The 25,986-nt window shown below is 45.7% G+C and carries 21 protein-coding genes; 10 read left to right on the forward strand and 11 right to left on the reverse strand.

Translation table 11 applies throughout. The annotated features are described in order from the left end of the window. Positions 1-3 precede the first annotated feature (3 nt). Complete coding sequence (locus CLV42_RS03320) at positions 4-1,164, reverse strand: iron-containing alcohol dehydrogenase (protein ID WP_106600456.1); 1,161 nt, start codon at positions 1,162-1,164, stop codon at positions 4-6. Positions 1,165-1,565: 401 nt separating this feature from the next. On the opposite strand from CLV42_RS03320, the gene CLV42_RS03325 reads away from it, so the two are divergent. Continuing rightward, on the forward strand, positions 1,566-1,928 hold the full coding sequence (locus tag CLV42_RS03325) for a cupin domain-containing protein (protein ID WP_106600457.1): 363 nt from the start codon (positions 1,566-1,568) through the stop codon (positions 1,926-1,928). 43 nt (positions 1,929-1,971) lie between these two features. Here CLV42_RS03325 and CLV42_RS03330 read toward each other — a convergent pair whose 3' ends face one another. From CLV42_RS03330 to CLV42_RS03340, 3 genes are all read right to left on the reverse strand, one after another. Then, positions 1,972-2,721, reverse strand: coding sequence for a carboxypeptidase-like regulatory domain-containing protein (locus tag CLV42_RS03330; protein ID WP_106600458.1), 750 nt, complete (start codon positions 2,719-2,721; stop codon positions 1,972-1,974). 28 nt (positions 2,722-2,749) lie between these two features. Beyond that, positions 2,750-3,499: a carboxypeptidase-like regulatory domain-containing protein gene (locus CLV42_RS03335; RefSeq protein ID WP_106600459.1), complete on the reverse strand. Its 750-nt coding sequence runs from the start codon at positions 3,497-3,499 to the stop codon at positions 2,750-2,752. A gap of 126 nt (positions 3,500-3,625) precedes the next feature. Beyond that, positions 3,626-4,753: an alpha/beta hydrolase gene (locus CLV42_RS03340; RefSeq protein ID WP_106600460.1), complete on the reverse strand. Its 1,128-nt coding sequence runs from the start codon at positions 4,751-4,753 to the stop codon at positions 3,626-3,628. A 204-nt stretch (positions 4,754-4,957) separates the two neighbouring features. On the opposite strand from CLV42_RS03340, the gene CLV42_RS03345 reads away from it, so the two are divergent. Further along, positions 4,958-5,326 carry a winged helix-turn-helix transcriptional regulator gene (locus CLV42_RS03345; RefSeq protein WP_106600461.1) on the forward strand — a complete coding sequence of 123 codons (369 nt, stop codon included), beginning with the start codon at positions 4,958-4,960 and terminating at the stop codon, positions 5,324-5,326. Between the two features lie 76 nt (positions 5,327-5,402). Next, the gene (locus tag CLV42_RS03350) at positions 5,403-7,223 is read left to right on the forward strand and encodes a serine hydrolase (protein WP_106600462.1); all 1,821 of its coding nucleotides are present in this window, start codon (positions 5,403-5,405) and stop codon (positions 7,221-7,223) included. Between the two features lie 54 nt (positions 7,224-7,277). Here CLV42_RS03350 and CLV42_RS03355 read toward each other — a convergent pair whose 3' ends face one another. The 7 genes from CLV42_RS03355 to CLV42_RS03385 all read right to left on the reverse strand — a co-directional run bounded on the left by CLV42_RS03355 (position 7,278) and on the right by CLV42_RS03385 (position 15,340). Then, the gene (locus tag CLV42_RS03355) at positions 7,278-7,940 is read right to left on the reverse strand and encodes a YceI family protein (protein ID WP_106600463.1); all 663 of its coding nucleotides are present in this window, start codon (positions 7,938-7,940) and stop codon (positions 7,278-7,280) included. Positions 7,941-7,955: 15 nt separating this feature from the next. Then, positions 7,956-9,614 (reverse strand): phenylacetic acid degradation protein PaaN, encoded by a 1,659-nt coding sequence (gene paaN, locus CLV42_RS03360; protein WP_106600464.1) that lies wholly within the window; start codon positions 9,612-9,614, stop codon positions 7,956-7,958. A 40-nt stretch (positions 9,615-9,654) separates the two neighbouring features. Next, positions 9,655-10,734, reverse strand: coding sequence for a tetratricopeptide repeat protein (locus tag CLV42_RS03365; RefSeq protein WP_170117372.1), 1,080 nt, complete (start codon positions 10,732-10,734; stop codon positions 9,655-9,657). A gap of 307 nt (positions 10,735-11,041) precedes the next feature. Continuing rightward, on the reverse strand, positions 11,042-12,283 hold the full coding sequence (locus tag CLV42_RS03370; RefSeq protein WP_106600466.1) for a DUF1015 domain-containing protein: 1,242 nt from the start codon (positions 12,281-12,283) through the stop codon (positions 11,042-11,044). 142 nt (positions 12,284-12,425) lie between these two features. Further along, positions 12,426-13,496 (reverse strand): 3-phosphoserine/phosphohydroxythreonine transaminase, encoded by a 1,071-nt coding sequence (serC, locus tag CLV42_RS03375; RefSeq protein WP_106600467.1) that lies wholly within the window; start codon positions 13,494-13,496, stop codon positions 12,426-12,428. A gap of 183 nt (positions 13,497-13,679) precedes the next feature. Continuing rightward, positions 13,680-14,624 carry a zinc dependent phospholipase C family protein gene (locus tag CLV42_RS03380; protein WP_106600468.1) on the reverse strand — a complete coding sequence of 315 codons (945 nt, stop codon included), beginning with the start codon at positions 14,622-14,624 and terminating at the stop codon, positions 13,680-13,682. A 77-nt stretch (positions 14,625-14,701) separates the two neighbouring features. Then, positions 14,702-15,340: a DUF502 domain-containing protein gene (locus CLV42_RS03385; RefSeq protein WP_106600469.1), complete on the reverse strand. Its 639-nt coding sequence runs from the start codon at positions 15,338-15,340 to the stop codon at positions 14,702-14,704. A 329-nt stretch (positions 15,341-15,669) separates the two neighbouring features. Between CLV42_RS03385 and CLV42_RS03390 the strand changes: the two genes are divergently transcribed. The 7 genes from CLV42_RS03390 (at position 15,670) to CLV42_RS34250 (ending at position 25,978) form a co-directional block, all read left to right on the forward strand. Beyond that, positions 15,670-16,281, forward strand: coding sequence for a TetR/AcrR family transcriptional regulator (locus tag CLV42_RS03390; protein ID WP_106600470.1), 612 nt, complete (start codon positions 15,670-15,672; stop codon positions 16,279-16,281). Between the two features lie 13 nt (positions 16,282-16,294). Next, on the forward strand, positions 16,295-17,662 hold the full coding sequence (locus tag CLV42_RS03395; RefSeq protein ID WP_170117373.1) for a TolC family protein: 1,368 nt from the start codon (positions 16,295-16,297) through the stop codon (positions 17,660-17,662). A gap of 35 nt (positions 17,663-17,697) precedes the next feature. Next, positions 17,698-18,804, forward strand: coding sequence for an efflux RND transporter periplasmic adaptor subunit (locus tag CLV42_RS03400; RefSeq protein ID WP_106600472.1), 1,107 nt, complete (start codon positions 17,698-17,700; stop codon positions 18,802-18,804). A gap of 17 nt (positions 18,805-18,821) precedes the next feature. Continuing rightward, positions 18,822-22,382, forward strand: coding sequence for an efflux RND transporter permease subunit (locus CLV42_RS03405; protein ID WP_106600473.1), 3,561 nt, complete (start codon positions 18,822-18,824; stop codon positions 22,380-22,382). A 174-nt stretch (positions 22,383-22,556) separates the two neighbouring features. Continuing rightward, complete coding sequence (locus tag CLV42_RS03410; protein WP_106600474.1) at positions 22,557-23,342, forward strand: TIGR00266 family protein; 786 nt, start codon at positions 22,557-22,559, stop codon at positions 23,340-23,342. 116 nt (positions 23,343-23,458) lie between these two features. Continuing rightward, positions 23,459-24,724 (forward strand): kynureninase, encoded by a 1,266-nt coding sequence (kynU, locus tag CLV42_RS03415; RefSeq protein ID WP_106600475.1) that lies wholly within the window; start codon positions 23,459-23,461, stop codon positions 24,722-24,724. A 9-nt stretch (positions 24,725-24,733) separates the two neighbouring features. Then, a complete protein-coding gene (locus tag CLV42_RS34250) occupies positions 24,734-25,978 on the forward strand; it encodes a 2'-5' RNA ligase family protein (RefSeq protein WP_245901442.1) in 1,245 nt (414 codons plus the stop codon). Positions 25,979-25,986: the final 8 nt, after the last annotated feature.

The raw sequence follows: 25,986 nt of genomic DNA on the forward strand, positions 1-25,986 counted from the left end.
TCCTCAATAACTCATCTCTACGATCTTCTCAACATCATCTGGCGTTAATGCCTTCCTTTCACCCAGGCCATTCCAGCCTCTTTCTGTGAATCTCCGGGAGATGATCTGAGCCGTTCCTTCATACGATCCGGTATACTCAGACAGTCTGGTGTCTATGTCGAGGGAATGGAAGAATTCCTCTGTCATCTTTATACCGGCGGTAGCCTGTTCTTCGAGGCTCATAGCCGTTACATTCCAGACACGTTCGGCATATTGGGCCAGTTTCTCTTTTTTACCGCTGAAGTTGTAGCGGTAATGGGAGGGCGCAATAATGGCCAGTGTCCTGGCATGATCTATTCCAAACATCGCGGTCAGTTCATGGCCCATAGCATGTATGGCCCAATCGGTAGGCACACCTTTCTGTATCAGGCCATTGAGGGCCATGGTGCAGCTCCACATAAAATTGGCAGCTGCTTCATAATCGGATGGGTCTTTTATGACCCTGGGCGCAACCTCTATGAGCGTCTGCATAATACTTTCTGCAATCCTGTCCTGCAACATGGCGCCGGCAGGGTAGGTCATATATTGTTCCAGTACATGGGTGAAAGCATCTGTAATGCCATTAGCCAGCTGACGTTTTGGAATAGAAGCTACCACCTGAGGGTCCAGGACGGAGAACTGCGGGAATAATCCGGGACCGCCCATAGAGAACTTCTCCTGTGTCTCCTTTCTGCTGATCACCGCGCCGGAATTCATTTCTGAACCTGTAGCCGGTAATGTGAGCACGGTACCAAACGGTAATCCCTTTTTGGTAACGACTTTTTTGGAGAGGATATCCCAGGGGTTGTCGCCTTCATAAAGGGCGGCGGAGGAGAGGAATTTGACGCCGTCGATAACGGAGCCTCCACCGACTGCCAGCATAAAGTCGATCTTTTCATCCTTGATCACTTTAAGAGCCTTCAGTAATACCTCGTATTCGGGGTTGGCCGGAATACCGCTGAATTCCAGTACGGTAAATCCCTGTAAGGCCTCTTTTACCTGATCATAAATACCATTCTGTTTAATACTGCCACCACCATAAAGCATCAATAGTTTTGCTCCAGCGGGGATTTCCTTTGGGAGATTGGCAATCTGTCCTTTGCCAAATAAGATCTTCGTTGGGTTCCTGAATTCGAAATTTAACATGTGGGCACTGTTTGTTAAGATATCTGTTGTATACTCTTCCTGACACAAAGTAAATGTAAAACCATGTGCATTATGATTAACATGCTACTGCAATAAATAGTTGCGCACAGGTGGAAAAATACGAGCGTAAGCTGGCTTTAAATATGTCATAATGGCGAGAAATGCATGTTTGACATTGTCAATTATACGCTGATGAAGATGCTGCGTTGTTTTGTTATTATTTGATTATTAGTCAGATAAAATATTGACTTAATCAATTATGTGTCAAAAGAGGGTGATAGGAATCATCTTTCTGTAAGAACGCAGTTTTGACAGTGTAAATCCATAAAGGGTGCTCCTATTTTAGCAAAACTTTAGATTTAACAGTTCTATCTTGTGCATGAAAACAGGACATACGGACTATGATCAGAGCATATAAACTATACACAGGCGAAGACGGACATTCTCATTTTACGGTAGGGACAGTAGCACATCGCGATGTCAATGAAGCAGATTCCATCATGTTTAACGAAACTGCCCCGCGTTCTACTTACGACTGGCATCCTGCACCGACCACTCAATATGTCATTACCTTATCCGGGACTTTGTTGTTTGAGACTTACCTGGGGGAACAGTTTACCCTAAGACCTGGGGATATACTGATTGCCATGGATACCTATGGCACGGGTCATAAGTGGGAACTGATCGATGATCAACCGTGGAGAAGGGTGTATGTGACTTTTAAGGAGGGAGTGGATTTTAATTTTGTGCCTGACGCACTGTAAGTGATATCATAACTACCAGGAACAGATTACATAGAGTGGGGCGTCATTGGAAAAGATGCCCCACTTTATATTTAAAACGTTGCCAGGCATTAGGTTTCGATGTTGTCGAAGGTGCCTGTATAGTTGTAACTGCTCCAACCATCACTGCTTCCATTGTGCGCGTGTCTCTTTGCATTGAGAATTCGGCATAGCTAATGCCATTGGTTAGTGGAATAACAAACTCCTTCGTGAAATAACCGATATACAATACTTTCAACTTAACTGTTTTTTCCTTGTAATTCTGTGGAAGTTGTAAATCGAACCGCCCGTAAATGTCTGTATAGGTATGTATTTTTCGTCCTTCCAATAGGATGGTTGCTGCAGGAAGAGCCGCTTTATCTGTGCTGTCTATTACAATACCTCTTATATGTGGCAAGGTATCTGTTTGTTGAGGTATAGCGTTCAATCCGTCAGATGCCAGCTGTATTTTCTCTACATTATTTTTCGCCTGTACCGATGGAATAGCGATAGTCAAGGCTGCCACCATTGCTGCCACTGGTGCAAAAGGATGCTTCTTAGTGTAAGCAGGCAGACGAAGCTCTCTGTTCAGTTGTTCTGTGTGAAAGCGTCCACAAACCTCTCCTTGCCTGTTTTTGAGCAATGAAATGATTTGCTGATCACTCATGCCTGAAAAATCAGTTACTGTCTTCTGACAGCTTTGACAGAATCTGCCTTTATCTACAGGAGACATTTCATTCCATGATTCATGGCAAGGTGTAGGAATAGATATGATGAAGGAAGCTTGTTGGTTCATAGCAGTTGTATAAATTTGAGTTTGACCATTAACTGAAAATACCTTTCACAGCACCACTGAATTTCTCCCACAGAGAGAGTTCCTTTTTGTCATTGGGATTGAAATGAATACCATATTTACCCAACATAGACGTGTCTACGGTGAGATATATCTTAATTGAACGGAAAGACTTCTTTAAATTAACTTTAACCGTCTTTATTTCATAACCCAAATATCTAACCTCAAGTATGATCACTTTTTTCTTAGCATCATCGGGGATACGTAGTTTGAATTGCCCGGATTGATCTGTCACTGTACCGATATTCGTATCCTTTATTCTTACAGTTGCACCCGACAGGGGTAAGTTATCATCATCTCCTTTTACTACACCTGAAATGAAACCTGTTGGCGCTTCATGGGCAACGTTGCCCTTTGTCAGTTTATCTTCTTTATCTGTTGTCTGTTCTACTTTATCCAGAGATGTTGCAGCTTTCACTGACGGTATTGTAATGGTCAGTGCAGCAACAATAGCTGCGATAGATATAAAAGGTCTACGGTGCTTCATCGGAACTGGTGCATTAACTACTCTGTTTAACTGACTGGCAGTAAATCGTCCACATGCACTTGCCTGTTTATTCTTCAATAATTCAATAAGCTGCGCGTCAGTTAGTGTTGAGAAGTCAGTTACTGTCTTCTGACAGCTTTGACAAAACCTGCCTTTATCTGTAGGTGTCATTTCATTCCATGATTCATGACAAGGCTGGGAAATTGACAGGATAACTGATGATTGTGTTTTCATACCAATATTCTTGATGATAGGGAACAGTGATCAATACAGCTATAGGATGCAGCAAACTATCAAATTGCATAAAAGCAACAAAAAAAGTCCGGAGATCTTACCCCGGACTTTTCAAATAGCTGAACGTTACTGTGTTATATTCCGCAGAAACCTATCCACTGCATAAGTAGACAGTTGCCCTCCCGGCCCTTTCAGATTATAGTCAAATCCATGTGTAGCCCAGGGGAGAGAAAGGAAGTAATGTTTGGTACCATTGTCTGTCAGTTTCTTATTAAGCCTGATGCTGTGCTCATAGGCAACTAAGGGATCATTTTCCCCGTGTATAATGAGTGTAGGCATTGCTTGTCTATCCGCAAATTCTATTGGCGAACTGGCGGCATAATTGGCGGGAACAGCGCTATAGGTACCTCCCAGGTAGTTCTCCAATACTTTGCGCGAATCCATTACCAGGGGATTGGCGGGTAATGAATATCCCCATACCATATCCGCTGGACCGTAGAAATCTATGACACCTTTTAGCCCTGGTACTTTTTGACGGTATGCCGCCAACAGTGCGATCTGTGCTCCGGCGGAGCGGCCCAATAGTACAAAGTTGCTGGTATCTATGTGAAGGGCTGCTGCGTGTTCGCGGAGGTAGTCCATGGCAGCGTATACATCCTCTATGGGTGTCGGACAGAGATAGGCTGGCGCCAGCCTGTAATTGACAGATGCTACATGGTATCCTGCCTGCGCCAGGTAATTATTCAGTTCAGGTAATTGTTTGCTGTCGCCACTGCTCCAGGAGCCTCCATGTATCACGACTACACAGGGGCGCAGGCCTGCCTGCTGTGCGGGATAAAAATCCAGTGTGGAAGAAGGCAGATCGTCCTTGCGGTAAGTGAGGGTCTTCGTAGGGACCGGCTGCTGCGGATAGTCCGTCAGCATAGTCAGGAGGCTGAATGGCGTTGCGCTGCTATCACGATCGTTTTCTCCCAGGGCGGTATCCAATGCCGCCGGTAGTGCTCTTGCCATGATATAGGCCCTGAAAATGGGGGAGAGGAGTATAAAAAGGGTGATGATTCCCAATAGTGTACCTGCCAGCTGATATTTCTGGGAAATGAACCCTGCTACCAGCAATACAAAGGTGATAGTGATAAATACCCAGGCAAATTCAGCCACACCAATTGCCAGCAACCATAAATGATAGGTAGGCGCTCTAAAGACGGCTAAAAGGGATACCAGGAAAGCGATGAAAATTAATGTCAAACGGATCATATTCAATTTTTACTGAACAGATAATGCCTGCCTGCCATTCCCGCCGGAACAAGGATATAAGGGCAGCTTTATTGTCAGGTATACTATTTTGCGTAAAGATACGAATGAAGCGTTTTCCAGGCGTCCAGCCATCCATCCAAAACCGCTTTGACTTCTAAGACAATCGCAGTAAATTGAGGGAATCGTATAAAAAAATGTGTGTATATGGCTGAAAGAAAAACGAATTCATCAAACTTCCAGAACCAGTCCTACCTGGAAAACAAATGTCCGCTGAATGAGCTGCTGTTTACTATGAGCAGACGGTGGACTACAGACGTCCTCTTTTGTATAGAGGAAGGTAATAACCGTTTTTCCGGTATACGTGAAGAGCTGGCCTATATTACCGATCATATTTTATCAGACAGGCTGAAAACCCTGGAAAAAAGCGGATTAATTACCCGCCATCAGTTCCCGGGCATGCCACCCAAAGTGACCTACGCACTGACTGAACATGGCGTGGAACTATGTAATCTGCTTGGTAAACTGTGTGATTTTTCACATCTGATTTATGATGATAAGGCTGTCTCTGCCTGAGCAACTAACTTCCACGTTATGAAGAACTCCGGATTTAAATAATCTTTCGTTATTTTAGGCTAACTAAACACCCACAATGAAAAAAGTTAGCCTGTATCTAAGCCTCTTGCTGGCCACCCTTTCCGCCAGTGCCCAATCTACTGATAAACTGCAGCAACAACGTTTTGCCGGTATAGACAAGATCGTGGACAAGGTCTTGCAGGACTGGCATACCGCTGGTGTGGCTATTGCCGTCGTAGAAAAAGATAAGATCATCTATGCCAAAGGTTTCGGCTATCGGGATTATGAGAAAAAACTGCCCGTTACCCCCAATACCGTTTTTGCCATCGGATCCTGTACCAAAGCCTTTACTTCCGGCCTGCTCGGGATATTAAGGCAGGAAGGTAAGCTGGATTTCGAAACCCCGGTACGTCAGTATCTCCCCGAACTTGTATTTAACAACGATGATCTGAACGCCCATGTTACACTGCGTGATATGATGAGCCATCGTACGGGCCTGTCCCGCTATGACCTATCCTGGTACTATTTCGGCGCGACCACCAGGGATTCCCTTTTGTATCGCATCCGGTATATGGTGCCTAATGAGCCATTACGATATAAGTGGCAGTACAACAATTTCATGTTCATGGCACAGGGAGTAGTGGCTGAAAAGTTAACCGGTAAAAGCTGGGAGGATAATATTAAGACACGCATCTTTGATAGTCTGGGGATGTCCCACAGTACCACCTCCCTGCAGGGCTTTAAAGTGGAAGACGCCTCCCTGGGGTATGAAGTCGAAAAAGACAGTATAGTTAAAAAGGTGCCGTATAAGAATATCAACGTTATAGGTCCTGCTGGTAGCATCAACAGCTGTGTGAACGATATGGCGAAATGGGTAATAGCCTGGATCAATGGCGGTAAATCAAACGGGAAGCAGATACTGCCTGCGGCTTATGTGACAGAAGCTAGCAGTGCACAGATGCCAATTGGCGGTGGCAGGCCCGGTAAAGAGATGCCTGATATCCATGGAGGCAGTTATGGCCTGGGATGGATGTTGTCTACTTATCATGGGCATTACCAGGTGGAACATGGCGGTAACATAGATGGATTTACAGCCAGTACCTGCTTTTATCCATCTGACAGCATTGGTATTATCATCCTGAGCAATCAAAGCGGTTCCCCGGTACCCTACCTTCTCAGAAACATATTCTCAGACAGATTATTAGGGGTGAAATATTATGCCTGGAGCGATACTGCAGTGAAGCAGCTGAATGAGATGAGAGCTAAAAACAAGGGGGATAAAAAGAATGACACAGCGGCTGTAGCGAAGGTAAAGGGTGCTGATGTGATCCGGAAAGATCTGAAGGATTATGCCGGTAATTATGCCAATAACGCTTTCGGCAAGTTTGAAGTGATCGTCCAGAATGATTCATTATTCGCATTGCTGCCAGATAGTAAAGAGCATCTTAAACACGTAGCGTACGATATTTTTCAAACATATAACGTAGATAAAGAAACGGGGATCGATAGTACAGCAGGCGGCACAAAAATAAAATTCAATACAGATATCAACGGCGATATCGCCAGTGCTGAAGCAGACCTGAATGTGAAAGAGCCCGTGATATTTAACAGAATAGCGAAGCCAATCCCGCTTAATAAAGCAACATTACAGAAGTACATCGGTATATATCTGTTTGGTGGTATGGAAGCCACCGTTCATATCAAAGGAGAGGATCAGCTGATGCTGGATGTGCCAGGTCAAACGGATTATACACTGGTGCCTGTAGAAAAAGATAAATTCAGCCTGAAAGATGTGCAGGGCTTTACGATAGAATTTAATGTAAATGAGAAAGGGGATGTGACGGGACTGACGTCTGTTCAACCCAATGGAAGGTTCAAAGCAGACAAGAAGAAATAATAAAAAGGAAAGCCGCGAAGTTCTTCGCGGCTTTCCTTTTTATATCGACTTCGTTTATCTCTTCGCTTTCAGTGTGAACTGGATGTTCACAACAGAATTGATCAGTTTATCCTGCATGGACTTGTCCGCCCTGTAGGTCATTCCCCAGAGGGTCCGATCAATATTGAAGTTGGCCAGGGCTGTTATCTCACCCTTTTCAAATCTGATGATGGCAGGGAAAGAGATATTTTTAGTGATATTCTTGATAGTCAGATTGCCCTGTATCGTATAATTTGCGTTCTTCATTAATACTTCATTCCCTACAGAGGGAGAAAAATCCGACACACTGGTGATCTCGAAAGTGGCTACCGGGAAATTGGTCACATCAAAGAACAGCGGGCCTTTCAGCTCGTTTTCCAGCTTACGCTGCAGAATGGTATCTGTTTTAGACAGGTCCATGTTTTCGAGGGAATTCATTTTTATAATGATATTTCCACCGGTAATGGCGGTGTCTTTTACCAACAGCTTTCCTTCCTGTATCTTAAAATGGCCGACATGTTTACCGGTAGGTTTGGTGCCGATCCACTGTAACTCGCTGTTAACTGTATCTACCAGGTACGGGCTTCCTACGCTCTCCTTTACCGGATGAGCTTCTGTAATAGTTGCTTTATCAGCTTTGGGGGCCTGTTCGCAGGCAGCCACAAAAATGATCAGCATGATGGAAAGTATATATTTCATAAACAAATTATTCGATCAGCTACCGGCCACTTCCCGGTTCCCTACCCATACAAATCTTCTCAGTATGAATTCCGGGTTAGTGAAGCTCGCATTTCCCGCAGGATTACCTCCTGTCACATGAAAATCAGAGAATGCAGCGTGTTGGTTTACCCAGATGAATCCGGTAAAGTTAAATGATACTGGTGTAAATACACTATTCATCTCCTCAGTTATCTTTTCTTTCACCTCAGGACTGGTGGTATAGGCCGCGCAGGTAATAGCTCCATGCTGCTGCGCCATTTGCCGGGCCAGCTGAATAGATTCATTGGTATCCTTCGTTTTTATGAGCAATAAAACCGGGCCAAATAATTCCTGTTCGAAGATAGGTCTGTCTTCACTGCTTACTTCCAGTATTGCAGGTGTGTACCCACGTGCATGGGTAAACTCTTCATTTATCAGTGGTTGTCCTTCGAGGATCACTTTTGCACCCAGTTTACCGGCATTATGCGCCCTTTCCAGCGTGTTTTCATTCTGTAAGGCACCAAGTGTACCTGCTCCCATTTTAGGGTTGTTTACGAGGCTTACAACAGCATCTTTGAATCTCTGTACCACTTCGTCAAAGGACAGTTTTCCTCCAGCAGTGTTAATACCCTGTGCGGGGATGAAAAAGTTCTGCGGAGCGGTACACATTTGCCCCGAATAGAGAGATACAGAAAATGCCAGGTTCTGCATTACAGCGTCAACATCTGCCACACTGTCCAGTATGACTGAGTTCACTCCGGCCTTTTCCGTGAAAACGGTCTTGTGGGCCAGGGATTCCACATAATTCCCGAACTGGCTGCTGCCGGTATAGTCTATCAGCTGAATGCCAGGATGTTCGCACAGCGCCTTGGTGATAGGAGCTGCAGCAATATCTGGCGCCAGCTGGCAGAGATTAGGACTAAAGCCTTTTTCCTGTAAAACCTGCTGGATAGCGCTTACCACTATGGCAATTGGCAGGATGGCTTTGGGATGAGGTTTTACGATCACGGGATTGCCGGTTACCAGGTCGGCATATATGCCTGGTAGTGAGTTCCACACCGGGAAAGTGGAACACCCGATCACCAGTCCTACGCCTTTCGGAATAGCCCGGAAATTCTTTTTCAGTTGCAGGGATGTTTTGCCCATAGGTTTTTCCCAGATCAGGGAAGCGGGGTAACGGCTGCCTTCATGATACCCCATGGCAATCGCCTCCAATGCCCTGTCGTTAGCATGCGGTCCGGATGCCTGGAAACTCATCATGAAACTCTGACCGGTGGTATGCATAGTGGCATAAGCGATATCAAAGAAACGCTCTTTAATATTTTCCAGGGTTTCTACCAGAATATCGGCCCGTACGTCTACCTGCGTATTACGCCACTGTGGGGCGGCTGTTATTGCTCTGCTTACCAGTTCATCTGCCGTGAACAGTGGATAAGTAATGCCCAGGGCTTCCTGGGTAAAGGGAGACACTTCTTCTCCTGCCCAGGTAGTTTCTCCTGTTTGCAGCAATTGCCCATAAGGTTTCTGCAGCAGGTCTTTATAACGGGCTTCGCCCTGTTCTGCTGCATTTTCACCATAGGCTTTGGGGTGTTCCGGGTACTGGGAATAGAATGCCCGTTCATGATTCGCCTTTACGGCGCTTTCAATTGTGTTTTGGTGCTTGATGTTAAACATATGTGGAATTTGTGGATTGATTAACCTGCTATTGGCCCAATCACCTCACCAATGAAAACTTGTTGTCATTGTAATACTCGTCCGGTCTTAGCTTCAATGGGTGATTGCGTTGATATTGCAGAAAAGTATCGTATTCTGCTTTATGCATGGTGGTCCAGGCTCTGTAGGCCGGCTGATTGGCTACCGGGCCGAAGATCCACTGATTATAAGCTTCAAACATACCCTGTTTCAACAGGCTGCGCTGAAAGTCGAACAGTGCGTACGGGAACTTTACACCGGCAAAGTTGTACCAGTCCAGGAGAAAACGCGTACGCAGCATGATCAGCGTTTCCGGATCTATTCCTGACATTACAACACTGGCTTGTTTACCCATGGACGCTTTGTAAGAGTTGATGAAGTCAGCAACTGATTTCTTCCTGCTTTTCTGATCGTTCTCGTCTTCTATCGCCTTTGACAACAGGGTAGGGTCGTTGTACAAAGATTTATAAGCATCCAGCAAAAGGGTCCTTACTTCTGCCGTCCGGGCGGTGTAGCTTTCCAGGTTCACAAATATTTCCCCGTAAATGATCACCCACACCGGGTTATTCATGTACGTATAAGCCTTGATGGCATTATAGTAGTTACTGGAGAAATTAGGGGCTTTTTCAATGCCCTTCAGGTAACTGCCCATACCTCCTTCAAATACCTTCAGGAACATGAGCAATTGTCCGTTGTCATTATACAGCTCCCCGCTTTCCGGGAATTTACGTAATGCTTTTTCATACAGCTTCTGAGCTGTTTTCCATTCCTGCCTGGATTGATAAATATTCCCGGCTATCTGGAAAGTTTGTTCGTCGGCTTCTTTCTTGTTCAGCAAGGGCTCTATTATGTTCTTCGCCTTGTTCATATCTCCCTGGAGATAATAGGCAAAACCGAGTTGTTTCTTGAACTCAATATTATCCGGTTCCTGTTGTAATGCCTGGTTCAGGACCAAAATAGCATTAGAATAGTCGCCATCGCGTATAAATCCAGTCGCTGTAGTATACAATTCCTGTGCATTCTGGGCAGATGCACTTATTACAGATGAAAATAATATGGCCGTAAATAAGCCCATTTTCAATAAAGATGCCCTCATATTCATGCCTGTCAGACGTTTGCTGTAAAAATAAAGAAAAAATGTGCCAAACATTCAGAAGGGAGGGGAGAATACCTTGTTTCTTCTCTACGTCTTCTCTGCTTATTCTCTGCTTGTTCCCCGGGAAGGGGCATCCATTTCCGTCTCCCCGGGGTTATCACCCCGGGCTACAAACACTGGGACTCCTGACGGAGTCCTATAGCCTCCACCGAACCTCTATACTATCCTCAAGCTATGATAAGGTTAGAAACAGGAACGCCTGCCAGGAAGATGGAGACTTCCCGGCAGGCGTTATAATGTATGGTAAAGAAACTTAAATCATCTGGGAGATCAGTCCATCACGCAGTTTAGGTTCGAACCAGGTGCTTTTCGGAGGCATTACGTTGCCACTGTCGGCGATGTCGAACAACTGCTGAATGGTAACCGGATACAGGGCAAAAGCGACCTTCATTTCACCGCTATCCACTCTTTTTACCAGCTCCTGCAAACCGCGGATACCGCCTACGAAGTCGATACGCTTGTCGGTACGCTGGTCTTTGATACCCAGGATCTTATCCAGGACATTATTGGACAGGATGGTCACATCCAGGATACCGATAGGATCTGTAGTGTAGGTACCTTCTTTGGCTACCAGGCGGTACCAGGTGCTTTCCAGGTACATGCTGAATTCATGCAGCATGGCAGGCTGTTGTGGCAGGTGACCGATAGATTCTACTGTAAAGTCATATTCCAGGCGGGAAAGCAGTGCTTCTTTGGATAGCCCGTTGAGGTCTTTTACCAGCCTGTTATAATCCAGTATAACCAGCTGGCTGGCGGGGAAGATAGTGGTCAGGAAGTAATTGGCAGGGTCATCCATAGAGATCTTCTGCTTTTCTTCAAATTCCTTCTGTACCAGGGAAGCAGATGCAGCACGGTGATGGCCGTCGGCAATATAGGTGTGAGGAACTTTGGAGGAGAACAGAGAAGTGATCTCATTTACAGCGGCAGGATCGTTCACTACCCAAACGGTATGCTGGATGCCGTCAGCAGCAGTAAAGTCGTATGCCGGTGTATGAGCATGTATCCAATGGTCTATGAGGGCGTTCACTTCAGGAACATCGTTATAGGCCAGGAATACATTTCCTGTCTGCGCGCGGGTGGTCTTGATATTGTTGATACGGTCCAGTTCTTTGTCAGGACGCGTAAATTCATGCTTCTTAATAATGCCCATGTTATAATCAGACACGGAAGATGCACATACGAGTCCTGTCTGCGTGCGACCATGCATGATAAGACGGTAGATATAATAGCAGGGAGCATCATCCTGGAAAAGGGTTCCTTCTTTGATAAATTTCTGCAGGTTTTCTGCGGCTTTATCATATACAGCCTGGCTGTATACATCGGTACCCTCCGGAAGGTCAATTTCCGATTTGGAAACATGGTAAAACGAGTACTGGTTACCGGCAGCTTCTGCTTTGGCCTCTGCTGCGCTAAGCACATCGTAAGGGCGTGCAGCAACTTTGTCTGCAAGTTCCGGAGTAGGTCTTAGTCCTCTGAACGGTCTGATGATTGCCATGATATTAGATTGTTAGGCCGCAAAAGTAATTAATTAATTTTTCCCGTCTAAGTACTTGTCTGTGTTTAGTTTGGAGAATAAACAAAGGGCCCTGTATTGAACAGGACCCTTTGTTTATATGATATTACTATCTACTAAGTTACTATGCCTTTTTGAGGCTGAAGTACTTCATGGCTTCCACCAGTACTTCCACACTTTCATAAGGCAGTGCATTATAGAGAGAGGCGCGGAAGCCACCTACCAGGCGGTGTCCTTTGATGCCTACTATATCTTCTTTCTTGCAGAATTTCAGGAACTCTTCCTCCAGCTCAGGTTTATCCATAATGAACGATACGTTCATACGGCTCCTGTCTTCTTTCTGTACAGTACCACGGAACAGCGGGTTCTGATCGATCTCGTTATAGAGCAGTGCTGCTTTCTTTTCATTTTGTTTCTCCATAGCAACTGCACCACCCTGGTCTTTCAGCCAGCGGAGAGTGAGCATGGAGATATAGATTGCAAATACAGGAGGGGTGTTTAACATTGAACCGTTCTCAATATGGTTGCGGTAATCCAGAATGGTAGGGATCTTACGACTTACCTTACCTAATATGCTTTTACGAACAGCAACGAGTGTAGTACCTGCAGCACCCATGTTCTTTTGCGCACCTGCATAGATGAGTGAGAACTTATTAAAGTCCATGGGACGGCTCAGAATATCACTACTCATATCCGCTATGAGAGGAACAGTTGTTTCCGGGATCTTGTGCCACTGCGTACCATAAATGGTGTTATTGGTCGTAATGTGCAGATACGAAGATTTCGGGGAAATATTAAACTGTTTGGGGATGTGATTATAACTGCTGTCTTTAGAACTGGCAGCTATATCCACGAAGCCATATAATTTGGCTTCTTTGATTGCCTTATTGCTCCATACACCGGTATCGATGTAAGATGCCGTACTATCATTTTCAAGGAGGTTCATGGGTATCTGCATGAACTGCGTACTCGCCCCCCCGTGAAGATAAAGCACCTCGAAGTCGTCATCGAGTTGCATCAGCTCTTTTACAAGCTCTCTTGCCTCATCCAGTACAGCCTGAAACAGCGGTGTTCTATGCCCTATTTCTAAAATTGACATCCCTGAACCTTCAAAGTCAATCAAAGCTTTACTGGCCTTGTACAGCACTTCATTCGGCAATATGGAAGGCCCTGCGTTAAAATTGTGCACCTTCATAGGTCGTTCTAAGTTAAATAAATTGTTTGCTTGTTCCACTTTGTTTGGTTTTGTCAGAGGAATGGAAAAAAAAGTATGGCATTTCACTTATGATGCTGAACGCGTGTAGGATAAGGCTAAAAAGATAGTACTAACAAAGATAATTTATATTTTTTTAAAATCGAAATTAATTGGGACAGGTTTTTAATCCTCCTGTCGGCCAATCATATCCGTTGCCATACGGCCAATAGGCTCATCGGCTACTTTGCAGTGCTGAAGCTTGTTTAAGGCTGGCATGCCTGCGTTTACCCAGGCGGTATACCAATAGCTGGCTGTAGTGTTGATTGCGTCCCTCATACGGCGTTCTACCATATCCCCTAACATGGAGTGATAACTCCTGACATAAGCTGTTGCGTAGTTTCTTACAAGTTTTCCATTGCGCTTCTCGTACGCAAATTTCCTGCCGGATGTATACCTGTTGCTTAATATCTTTTCAAGCTGCAGCACAGTATCTGCTGCCATGGCGCTTTCAAGCACAATTTGCCAGGTGTTGACACTGATATCTTTTACATAATGTGCCTTCCCTGTCCAGTACCGAAAGGTTCTATCTGCCATCAATTCGGGGATGCTGGATTCCCACAACCCGTGGATGCCCTGTTGTCCTGTCAGTTGCCCGTTGTGATTAGAGCATGCATGCAGTGGTACATGCGCATCGCCTACATAATGGCCAATATCAGCACTAAGTTTGATGATCCTGTCTGCATCATTGTCCAGGAAAGCCTTTGTCAGCCTGGACATCATCTGTGAAATATACCATGGCAGGATACCATACCTGTTGAGTGTATCAGTTGTGAAACGCAATACTGCCTCCTGCCAGGAGTGGGGCAATTCAGGAAAAGGTGCCTGCCCGTAATGATCGATATCTATATAATGCCGCGGGCCTTCTTCCGGGATGATATATCTTCTTTTATCTGCATCTGTGGCATGTGTGGCCAGGTATTCCAGGTTGGGTTTGTAGAATACCAGCATATCCGGAGGTAATGTAAATACCGCCAGCCGGTTAATACGCTGATGTGCAAAGAAACCCCAGCCATGAGCAGGCAGAGAAAGGATGGTCAACAGACTGATCGTCCAGCAGATTTGGTGCATGATTGTTTTTTAATATTTGGGTAACAAAAAACGGAGCCTGTGTGGCTCCGTTATAATATTAGATAAAAATATTGATATTAAGCGTGTGCTTCCTTTTTCTCGTGCACATCAATGTTCGTTACACCGCCACTCACAGCAAACTTCATCGCCTCGCCTGCTGAGATATTTGTCAGCGGCCTTACCTTGCTGACAGGCACCATAAATACCTTCCCCGTAATGGCGTAGGCATGAGGTACATATACAGCCGTATATCCCTCCAGGCCCAGGCTGGATACATCTGCCTGGGTAATGAAACCCATTTCCCAGACGTCCACACCATAGATCTGTACCAATACAGGATGGTCAAATTTCTTTTTCTCGCCTACAAAAGCATCAAAGACATCCTTGACAGAGGTGTATATATATTTAATGAATGGCGTCCTTTCCAGCAGGTGGTCAAACAATGAAAAAATACGGCTTACAATAAAGGAGGAGCTAAGATAGCCGACCGTAACGACCAATACCAGTACCAACACAAAGCCTACCCCCTTATAACGAAGGTATTTCAGCGGAGTTTCCAAGGGTACGATGTCTTTGGGAATGATATTATCGATGGTAATAAAAACCCAGTACAGTGTCAGCGCGGTAACGCCAATGGGGGCCAATATCAGTAAGCCCTGGAAGAAATACCGTAATATGCGGGCCGCCAGAAGCCTAAAACGTTTTTTAGGAGACATATTGTTTAAATGTAGATACGTGAATAATCCGGGAACCCCAGGAAATTGAATATCTGACGGCGTCAAAGTTACATCGTTTATTTTATCCTTTGGAGTGGATCTGTACAAACCTGTAAAACAATGCCTTATCGAATAAAGGGACTTGTACTGGATAACTATATTAAAAATAATTACGTTGGAAACTTTTGTGGTTTAAAAAGTTTCCATAGTTTTGTTCCAGCATCGCAAATCAGTTGGAGACCACCGGAAACTATGAAGCCAGAATGGAATAATTAGCCGCCATTATCAGGACTTAAAGACAAAACCAAGAACGCACATACAATCACAAAATGGAAATACAGGAACGTATTCTGGATACTGCATTCAGTCTGTTCTGTCAATTCGGAACACGCTCAATTACCATGGATGATATCGCCCAGCGCATGGGTGTATCAAAAAAGACCCTGTATGCACATTTTGCTGATAAGGATGAACTGGTGGTACACGCCATTAGCCGTTACCTCAACAGAATGGATAAAGAGTGTATTGAAAATCAGGAGCTGGCCTCAAATGCAATTGATGAACTGTTCCTGGTCATGAAAATGATGGACCAGAGCTTCCGTAACATGAACCCGATTATCCTGTTCGATCTTCAAAAGTTTCATACCAAAGCTTACCAGGTGTTCCAGGAGTATATGAACACCAATATGCAGAAAACCGTAAGACAAAATCTTGAGAGAGGTGTGCGTGAAGGGCTGTACCGGTCAGACTTCGACATTGGAATTATGACACAGTATCGCATGGCTACCTCTATGTTATGTTTTCAGCCAGACATATTTCCTTATGGGAAATATGATATGAGTAAAGTGCAGTGCATTGTGCTGGAACATTTCCTGTATGGCCTGGTATCGCCTGAAGGCTATAAACGCGTAGAAGAGAACAAACTACAACTACAGAAATAAACCAATGACCTTTATGCAACTCGACAAAAAGCACGTGAGTTTGACCGGGCTCCTGCTGCTGATGATCTTTCACTATGGGACGGCCCAGCAGCAGGCAAAACCCCCTCTGCAGGAAAATGTCCCGCTGTCTGTAAAACAGGCAGTTGATTACGCGCTTGCCAACCAGGCGACTGTGCGTACCGCCAAACTGGATGAACTCGTCCAACTGGCAAAGAATAAAGAAGTAAGCGGCATGGCTCTTCCCAGCCTGGCTGGTTCAGGAACTTTCCAGCATAATCCTATTGTACAGAAACAACTGATCGATGCATCCAACTTCAGTGACACTGTACCAAAAGGCACGCTGGTGCCGTTCTCATTCGGACTGAAGTTCAATGTGATCGGTGAAATAACACTGAAACAGGTGTTGTTCGATCCCAGCGTACTGGTTGCCCTGCAGGCTCGCCAAACACTGGAACAGCTGGCCGCTAAAAGCGTACAGAAATCCGAGATCGATGTAAAGGTGAACGTGTACAAGGCATATTATAATGTACTTTCCGCGCGTCGTGCCCTGGACATCCTTACCAATAACATCACCAACCTGGATAAACTGCTGAGTGAAACCAGGGAGATATATAAGAACGGCCTTGCTGAAAAGCTGGATGTAGACAGGCTGGTAGTACAGCTCACCAATCTCCGCACAGAAGAAACAAAGCTCCGTAATGTAACAGAAGTAGGTATTGCTGCATTGAAATATCAGATGGGCATGCCTATTCAGCAGCCTATCACGCTCACAGATACGCTCACAACGACAGAGATCAAATCTGCCGTAGCATCTGAACACTTTGATTATTCACAACGCATCGAATACCAGTTACTGCAGGACCAAAGGAAGGCGTATGAATATGATCTGAAACGTTATAAGATGCAGGTACTGCCTACACTGTCCCTCTTCAGTACAGCCGGTATGAGCCGCGCAAGTGATGTGTTCAACTATTTTGACCGTCAGACCTGGTATGGTTATGTCGGATATGGGGTAAACCTGTCGTTCACTATTTTCGGCGGTTTGCAGCGCAGACGTAAAGAAGATCAGGCATTCCTGCAGGTAAAGAAAGCTGAGATCAGTCTGGAGAATACTAAGCTGGGCATTGATATGGAACAGGCACAATCGACTTCCAATCTCAGGAATAATATCCTGACACTGGAAGCGCAGGAAAGTAATATGCAGCTGGCACAGGAAGTATACAATACCACACAGATCAAATATCGTGAAGGGGTTGGATCCAGTCTGGAAATGAGCACCGCAGAAAATGAACTGCTCACAGCACAGAATAATTACTTCAACGCGCTGTACAATGCCGCGATCGCGAAAGTGGATTACCTTAAAGCGTACGGCAAACTGTAAGCGAATACTACAACTAACTATTAACTCTTTATTATATGTCCAAGATATATCGTCCCGCTCTTTTGATCGTCGCTCTTATGGCCGCTTGTGGCGAGCCTACGCCTGAGGCCAAACTGGCGGAACTGAAAAAAAAGGAAGCTGATCTGAAACAACAGATCGCTACACTGGAAAAGACTGTAAAGAAAGTAGATACTACCGAACAGAAAAAGAAAGCAGTGGTAGTAACTCCTGTCGATGATACGCTATTTGAACACTACATAGATGTACAAGGAAGCATTGACGCAAGAGAAAATGTGAATGTGTCTTCCAAAGTGCCTGGCATCATTACTGCCATACATGTGAAAGAAGGCCAGTCTGTAAGCAAAGGGCAGGCGCTGGCACAGGTAGACGATCAGATACTGAGAGCCAATATGGCGGAACTGCATACGCAGCTGGACCTGGCTACGACCATGTTCCAGAAACAGCAGAACCTGTGGAATCAGAAGATCGGTTCTGAAGTACAGTACCTGAATGCAAAAAACCAGAAGGAATCACTCGAAAGGAGAATCGCTACCCTGCAGGACCAGATGGGACAAGCAAGGATAATATCCCCAATCAATGGTACTGTAGATGCGGTGATCATTAAGCTGGGTGATAATGCGGCTCCAGGCAGCGCGGCCTTCCGTGTGGTAAATGGCAGTAACCTGCGTGTAGTGGCAAACGTTGCTGAAGGCTACGCCAGTAAAGTGAAAACCGGCGACCAGGTGATACTGGATTTTCCTGATATTAATAAACAGACTCGTACAAGAATTGGCTTTGCTTCAAAAACAATTGATCCTGTAAGCCGTACCATCAAAGTGGAAATACCATTACAGAATGATCCTGAGCTGCGCCCGAATATGATCGCACGTTTGAAGATAGTGGATTATGTAGCGCCAAAGGCGGTAGTAATACCTGTGAACATTATCCAGTATTCCCTGGGTAAACCTTATGTGATCCTCGCCGAGAATAAGGGCGGTAAGCTGATCGCTAAAAGAAGAGAGATCGAAATGGGACGCACTTATAATGATAAGGCTGAAATCAAGGGCGGACTGCAGGCTGGTGAACAGATAGTAACTATCGGTTACCAGGGATTGAACGACAATGACCTTATCCAGCTTTAATACTCTAAAACTGGTTTATGCAAGACAACCTGAATAAAGAATTTAAACCCACCAGCTGGTCGATAGATAATAAGGTGAGCATTTATGTTGCCACCTTTATCCTGGCCCTTGCTGGTATACTATCTTATCAGAGCCTGCCGAAGGAACAATTTCCGGAGGTAGTGTTCCCCCAGTTCTATATCAGTACTGTTTATAGTGGTACTTCTCCTGAAGATATGGAGACACTGGTAACAAAACCCATCGAAAAACAACTGGGAGGAATCTCTGGTGTGAAATCTATCAAGAGTACATCCATGCAGGATTACTCTGCCATCACCATTGAATTTGAAGCCAGTGAGAATATGGAAACGGCACGGCAGGAAGTGCGTGAGAAAGTAGATGATGCGAAGAAGGACCTGCCTAATCCTCTCACACAGGAGCCACAGATCATCAAGATAGATGTATCGCAGATACCTATCATGAACGTGAACCTGTCCGGCGATTTTGACCTGCAGTCGCTCAAGAAGTATGCAGACGAAATGCAGGACCGTATCGAGGCATTGAATGAGATCACCCGTGTGGACATCGTTGGTGCGCTGGAAAGAGAGATCCAGATCAATGTAGACAAATACAAAATGGATGCGGCAAGGATCAGTTTTGATGATGTCGCGAACGCTGTTGCAATGGAGAACCGTACCATCTCCGGTGGTCTGGTGTCTATGGATGGACAGAAGCGTACATTGAGCGTAAAAGGTGAATACAAGGATGCATCAAAGATCCGTGATATCGTTATACGTAGTATGTCCGGTGCCGTAGTATATCTGAAAGACATCGCAGAAGTAGTGGATGGTTTTGAAGAACAGGAGAGTTATGCGCGTCTGGATGGAAAGAATGTGATCACGCTGAACGTGATCAAACAAAGCGGTAAGAACCTGATCGATGCTTCAGATAAGATCCGTGTGATCATTGACGAAATGAAGAAGGATTATCTGCCTGCCGGACTTGATGTGACGATCACGGCAGATCAGTCTAACTCCACACGTGTTACGCTGCATGATCTGATCAATACGATCATCATCGGCTTCTTGCTGGTAACAGTGATCCTGATGTTCTTCATGGGTGCTGTGAATGCGATCTTCGTGGCGATGTCAGTACCGATCTCTATGTTTATCGCGTTCCTGCTGATGCCTGCATTTGACTTCACACTGAACATGATGGTGTTGTTCTCTTTCCTGCTGGCATTGGGTATTGTGGTGGATGACGCGATCGTGGTGATTGAAAACGTACATCGTATCTTCTATGAAAGGAAAGACCTGGGTATTGTGAAAGCTGCCAAGGTAGCCGCAGGTGAGGTATTCCTGCCGGTGTTCTCTGGAACGCTGACAGTATTGGCACCGTTCGTCCCACTGCTATTCTGGCCTGGCATTATCGGTAAATTTATGTTCTTCCTGCCGGTAACGCTGATCACTACGCTGGGTGCTTCATTGATAGTAGCTTATATTATAAATCCTGTGTTTGCGGTTGACTTCATGGACCGTCATGAAGGAGAGAATCATCCTAAGCCGCGATTCAGCAGGAAGTTCACGATACTTAGCATCGTATTCGCTTTTATCGCCCTCATGGGGTATGCGGGTGGCAATACCGGTGTTGGCAACTTCACGATATTCCTGTATCTGATGATCGTGCTCGAGCGCTTCTGGCTGGGCGGCGTAGCCCGTCGTTTCCAGAGCAATGTATGGCCACGTGTGCAGGAACGTTATAAACGTATCCTCAAGTGGTGTCTTGTAGGATGGCGTCCTATATGGATAGTAGTTGGTACTTTCGGATTGCTGGTGTTCAGTATTATGCTGACTGTGATCCGCAGCCCCAAAGTAGTGTTCTTCCCACAGGCAGATCCGAACTTTATCTATACCTATATCGAGCTGCCGATGGGTACTGATCAGAAGTATACGGACTCTGTCACACACATCATTGAGAATAAGATCATTGCTGTAGTAGGGCAGAAGAACCCGATCGTAGAGTCTATCATCTCCAACGTAGCAGTAGGTGCAGGCGATCCTTCACAGATGGATATGAGTGTGCAGCCACATAAGGGTAAGGTAACAGTAGCCTTTGTGGAATTTGGTAAACGTAACGGACAATCAACCGTACAATATCTCGATAAGATCCGCGGAGCGGTGAGAGGTATTCCGGGTGTTGATATTACAGTGGAACAGGAGCAGGGCGGTCCGCCAACAGGTAAACCGATCAACATTGAAATTGCCGGCGATGAATTTGAAGAGCTGACGGCAGCATCTACCAAAATAAAACGTTACCTGGACTCTCTGCAGATAGGAGGAGTAGAGGAGCTGAAATCAGATTTCCAGAGCAATAAGCCTGAGATCCTGGTGAATATTGATCGTGAGCGCGCCAACAGGGAAGGTATTTCCACGACTACAATCGGTATGGCATTGCGTACCGCGTTGTATGGACAGGAAGTATCCAAGTTCCGTGATCCGGAAGATGATTACAAGATCATGGTAAGGTTCAAAGAAGATCAGCGTAATAATATCAATACCCTGATGAACCTGAACCTCGTATACCGCGATATGAATATGGCGGGAGCGATCCGCCAGGTGCCATTATCCGCGGTAGCAGATATTAAATACTCCAATACTTATGCAAGTATCAAACGTATCGATCAGAAGCGTGTTGTGACATTATATTCCAATGTACTGACAGGCTTTAATACCAATGAGGTAGTACAGCAGATCCAGACAGCGTTGAACGACTTCCCGAAATCGCCGGGTATTACGGTGAAAATGACGGGTGAGCAGGAAGACCAGCAGGAAACCTCCAACTTCCTGGGGCTTGCAATGGTGGGGGCCTTTGGTCTGATCCTGATGATCATGGTGACCCAGTTCAACTCTATTGGACGTCCGCTTGTTATTTTCATGGAGATATTGTTCTCGATCATTGGTGTGTTCCTGGGCTTTGCCATCTTTGGAATGGATATTTCGATAGTAATGACCGGTGTGGGTATCATGGCGCTGGCGGGTATTGTGGTCCGTAACGGTATCGTACTGGTAGAGTTCACTGACCTGCTGGTACAACAGAAGATGCCGGTATATGAGGCGGTAGTGGAAGCAGGAAGAACCCGCATGACGCCGGTATTGCTGACCGCTATTGCAGCGATTCTGGGTCTGATACCGCTGGCGGTAGGGTTCAACATTGACTTTGCCAGCTTATTCTCCTCATTTGAACCACATATCTTCTTCGGAGGTGATAACGTAGCATTCTGGGGCCCGCTGGCCTGGACGATGGTGTATGGACTGGTGTTTGCCACTTTCCTGACCCTGATCCTGGTACCGGTGATGTATGCCATGAATAAGCGTTCCATTGACGTACTGGACTATTATAAAATGCCACGTGCGCTGAAATACGTGCCTTTCCTGGTGCTGGTGCTGAAGGTGGTGATGGGGAAGGAACAGGTACGCAAGCTGCACGATCCAACATATGTATCGCCAAAGCCTTATCACTTCTTCCCGAACGGGAATGATGAGACAGAAAAGCAGGCGCACAGGCATCATCAAGACAAGAAGATACACGAAAGAGTTTAGTTCACACTATATACAGTGTAACAGTTGTAGGTTTAACAGGTACCGTCCCGTATCCACGGGACGGTTTCTTTTTTTTCACCTTAACAAATTTTAACAATTGACTGCGGCTTCAATTACTTATTTTTGATGTACGAGAACCATTATTGTTAACCTGATAAATTATATCAATACGCTATGCGACGCAACCATGAAATAGATTACCGTATCTATGGCGAAGAAATACAGATTGTCGAGATAGAGCTGGACCCACAGGAAACTGCCATTGCTGAAAGCGGCAGTTTTATGATGATGGACCAGGAGATTCAGATGCAAACAATGTTCGGGGATGGTTCACAATCTAATCAGGGACTTTTAGGTAAATTAATGTCAGCCGGTAAGCGGATATTGACGGGTGAGAGCCTGTTCATGACTGCGTTTACCAATATGGGCAATGGCAAGCAGAAAGTTAGTTTTGCGGCTCCTTATCCCGGTAAGATCATCCCAATGGACCTGGCGCAGATGGGCGGTAGGGTGATTTGTCAGAAGGATGCGTTCCTATGTGCAGCGAAAGGTGTTAGTATTGGCATTGAGTGGCAGAGAAAATTAGGAACCGGCATTTTTGGCGGGGAAGGCTTCATTATGGAGAAGCTGGAAGGAGATGGTATGGCATTTGTGCATGCTGGGGGTATGGTGATAGAGAAGCAGTTACTGCCGGGACAGGTATTAAAAATTGATACCGGATGTGTGGTAGCATATACTTCAGGGGTACAATTTGACGTTGAATTTGTAAGAGGCATCAGGAATATGGTTTTCGGCGGCGAAGGTTTGTTCTTTGCCACATTAAGAGGTCCGGGTAAAGTCTGGATACAATCCTTACCTATCAGCAGAATGGCCGCAAGACTGGTTTCTTACGGTACAGGAAAACGCAAGGAAGAAGGTAGTATACTGGGAGGCTTAGGCAATTTACTGGACGGAGATTGATTTGATAGGCACGTTATAACGGTTCCGTTTGCCACAAGGCAGGAAAAGTACTCATTTTTTTAAGTAGAGTACAGGAATTAACGGGATCAGGTAAGAGAAACCTGGAATTTTGAAATATGTTTGAACTATCAAGGCAGTTTGCTGAAGAGCAGGACCAATCGGACCCATTAAAGACGCACAGGGAACAGTTTTATTTTCCCCAGAGAAATGGAAAGGATGCGATTTATTTTTGCGGAAACTCTTTAGGATTACAGCCCAAAAAAGTAAGACCAGCCATAGAACAGGAATTGACTGATTGGCAACATCATGCAGTAGAAGGATATTGGAATGCGGAGAATCCATGGCTTTATTATCAGCAATATTGCAGTAAACCGTTAATTGATATAGTTGGAGCCAGCCAGGAAGAGCTGACAGTAATGAATACACTTACAGTGAACTTACATTTGTTACTGATGAGTTTTTACCGTCCGACAAAGCAGCGGTTTAAAGTATTGATGGAGGCTGGGGCTTTTCCCAGCGATCAATATGCTGTTGAAACACAGGTACGGATGCATGGTTTTGATCCGGAAACGGCGATAATAGAAGTAGCTCCCCGGGCAGGTGAATATTTAATACGAGAGGAAGATATTTTTGAGATTATTGCGCGGGAAAGTAGTAGCTTAGCAATAATATTATTGGGGGGAATAAACTATTATACCGGCCAATTGTTTAATATGCAGTCCATTACGAAAGCGGCCCATAGAGTTGGGGCTGTAGCCGGGTTCGACCTGGCGCACGTAGTAGGAAACGTACCTTTGAAGTTACACGACTGGGAAGTAGATTTTGCCGTTTGGTGCTCATATAAGTATTTAAATGGAGGCCCCGGCGCTGTAGGTGGAGCATTTATACATGAAAGACATGCCCGAGATACAAACCGGCAACGACTAGGTGGCTGGTGGGGCAACGAAGAAAGTACCCGTTTTAAAATGGAGAAGGGTTTTAAACCCAAAAGCCGTGCAGAAGGCTGGCAAATTAGCACGGCTCAGGTATTTAACATGGTAGCATTAAAAGCCTCACTGGAACTTTTTGAGTCCGCTGGGATGGCAGCTTTAAGAGATAAGAGCATTAAACTCACCAATTATCTTGAATTCCTGTTAAAACATATAGAAAACATAAAATTTGAAATAATTACGCCAAAAAATTGTAAGGAACGCGGTGCTCAATTATCTTTGCTTTTCCATGATAAAGGGAGAGAAATCCAACAAAAGATGACTGACGCCGGTATAATCGTCGACTGGCGGGAACCCGGAGTAATTCGCATTTCACCGGCGCCCTTATATAACTCTTATGGAGACGTATTTCATTTTTATGAAATCATAGCTAATATTGATTCAAACGCTTAATTAAGTAAGATGACTTTTGAGAGAAACGAACGCCCCCGCAGGCCCTACTCTCCTCCTGGTGCAGACAAAGACCAAGATCCCAATAAGGAGAGACCAAGCGGTTACTTCAAACCCGATTTTAATAGTGAAAGAGAGGGTAGACCCGGCGGTTATAACCGGGATAATGATAGACCTTTTAACTCTGACCGTGAAGGCGGCGGCGGTTACAATCGTGGGGATCGTGATGGCGGCAGTGGCGGTGGATATCGCCCGCGCGATAATGGTGGCTACGGCGGTGGCGGTGGCTACGACCGTGATGGTGGAGGTGGTGGTTACGACCGCGGTGGCGGTGGTGGCGGCTACAACCGTGGAGGTGGCTATGGCGACCGTGATGGCGGTGGCGGTGGTTACAATCGCGGTGGCGGTGGCGGCGGTTACGACCGTGGCGGCGGCGGTGGTGGTTACGACCGCGGTGGCGGTGGTGGCGGCTACAATCGTGGCGGCGGCGGCGGTGGTGGTTACGATCGCGGTGGCGGTGGTGGCGGCTACAATCGTGGCGGCGGCGGTGGTGGTTACGATCGCGGTGGCGGTGGTGGCGGCTACAATCGTGGCGGCGGCGGCGGTGGTTACAATCGCGGCGGCGGTGGTGGCGGTGGCTACAACCGTGGTGGCGGCCGTCCGGCCTTTGGTGGCGGTAGAAAACCGTTTACACCAAAACCTGATAACAAGATTTACTTTATCGCCTTACTCCCTACTGCTGAAGTAGGTAAGGAGATCATTAAAATAAAGCAGGAGTTTGCTGAGAAATACGGACCATTATATGCGCTGAAAGTACTGCCGCATATCACCCTCCAGGTTCCTTTCACAGCAGATCCGGCACTGGAAAAAGCTTTCTGTGATGAACTGGCAGAATTTGCCAAATCACAAGCTCCATTTGAGGTTTCCCTCAATGGTTTCGGTACCTTCCCGAATAAACAGAACCGCGTTCTGTTCATTAACGTGGAGAAGAGCGAAACCATGAGCGCCCTGCACAGACAGCTGATCAACTTCCTGCGTAAGGAATTTGGTTTCAGTACTATGCTGGCACGTACCGGCTTCACTCCGCACGTAACCGTGGCCTTCAAAGACCTGGAAGATGCGCAGTTTGAAAAAGCATGGCCTGAGTACGAAAATCAGGAGTATAAAGCAACCTTCAAGGTGAATAACCTGTACTTCCTCCGTCATAATGGCAAATCCTGGGAAGTTTTGCAGAAATGCAAACTGGGAGGAGCCTGATAAAATAA

Source organism: Chitinophaga ginsengisoli (genome assembly GCF_003014595.1).
Taxonomy (GTDB): domain Bacteria; phylum Bacteroidota; class Bacteroidia; order Chitinophagales; family Chitinophagaceae; genus Chitinophaga; species Chitinophaga ginsengisoli.

Bases quoted from the DNA above. Each gene is read 5' to 3' on its own strand.
- CLV42_RS03320 (WP_106600456.1), bottom strand. From the start codon at position 1,164: ATGTTAAATTTCGAATTCAGGAACCCAACGAAGATCTTATTTGGCAAA.
- CLV42_RS03325 (WP_106600457.1), top strand. From the start codon at position 1,566: ATGATCAGAGCATATAAACTATACACAGGCGAAGACGGACATTCTCAT.
- CLV42_RS03330 (WP_106600458.1), bottom strand. From the start codon at position 2,721: ATGAACCAACAAGCTTCCTTCATCATATCTATTCCTACACCTTGCCAT.
- CLV42_RS03335 (WP_106600459.1), bottom strand. From the start codon at position 3,499: ATGAAAACACAATCATCAGTTATCCTGTCAATTTCCCAGCCTTGTCAT.
- CLV42_RS03340 (WP_106600460.1), bottom strand. From the start codon at position 4,753: ATGATCCGTTTGACATTAATTTTCATCGCTTTCCTGGTATCCCTTTTA.
- CLV42_RS03345 (WP_106600461.1), top strand. From the start codon at position 4,958: ATGGCTGAAAGAAAAACGAATTCATCAAACTTCCAGAACCAGTCCTAC.
- CLV42_RS03350 (WP_106600462.1), top strand. From the start codon at position 5,403: ATGAAAAAAGTTAGCCTGTATCTAAGCCTCTTGCTGGCCACCCTTTCC.
- CLV42_RS03355 (WP_106600463.1), bottom strand. From the start codon at position 7,940: ATGAAATATATACTTTCCATCATGCTGATCATTTTTGTGGCTGCCTGC.
- paaN (WP_106600464.1), bottom strand. From the start codon at position 9,614: ATGTTTAACATCAAGCACCAAAACACAATTGAAAGCGCCGTAAAGGCG.
- CLV42_RS03365 (WP_170117372.1), bottom strand. From the start codon at position 10,734: ATGAATATGAGGGCATCTTTATTGAAAATGGGCTTATTTACGGCCATA.
- CLV42_RS03370 (WP_106600466.1), bottom strand. From the start codon at position 12,283: ATGGCAATCATCAGACCGTTCAGAGGACTAAGACCTACTCCGGAACTT.
- serC (WP_106600467.1), bottom strand. From the start codon at position 13,496: ATGAAGGTGCACAATTTTAACGCAGGGCCTTCCATATTGCCGAATGAA.
- CLV42_RS03380 (WP_106600468.1), bottom strand. From the start codon at position 14,624: ATGCACCAAATCTGCTGGACGATCAGTCTGTTGACCATCCTTTCTCTG.
- CLV42_RS03385 (WP_106600469.1), bottom strand. From the start codon at position 15,340: ATGTCTCCTAAAAAACGTTTTAGGCTTCTGGCGGCCCGCATATTACGG.
- CLV42_RS03390 (WP_106600470.1), top strand. From the start codon at position 15,670: ATGGAAATACAGGAACGTATTCTGGATACTGCATTCAGTCTGTTCTGT.
- CLV42_RS03395 (WP_170117373.1), top strand. From the start codon at position 16,295: ATGCAACTCGACAAAAAGCACGTGAGTTTGACCGGGCTCCTGCTGCTG.
- CLV42_RS03400 (WP_106600472.1), top strand. From the start codon at position 17,698: ATGTCCAAGATATATCGTCCCGCTCTTTTGATCGTCGCTCTTATGGCC.
- CLV42_RS03405 (WP_106600473.1), top strand. From the start codon at position 18,822: ATGCAAGACAACCTGAATAAAGAATTTAAACCCACCAGCTGGTCGATA.
- CLV42_RS03410 (WP_106600474.1), top strand. From the start codon at position 22,557: ATGCGACGCAACCATGAAATAGATTACCGTATCTATGGCGAAGAAATA.
- kynU (WP_106600475.1), top strand. From the start codon at position 23,459: ATGTTTGAACTATCAAGGCAGTTTGCTGAAGAGCAGGACCAATCGGAC.
- CLV42_RS34250 (WP_245901442.1), top strand. From the start codon at position 24,734: ATGACTTTTGAGAGAAACGAACGCCCCCGCAGGCCCTACTCTCCTCCT.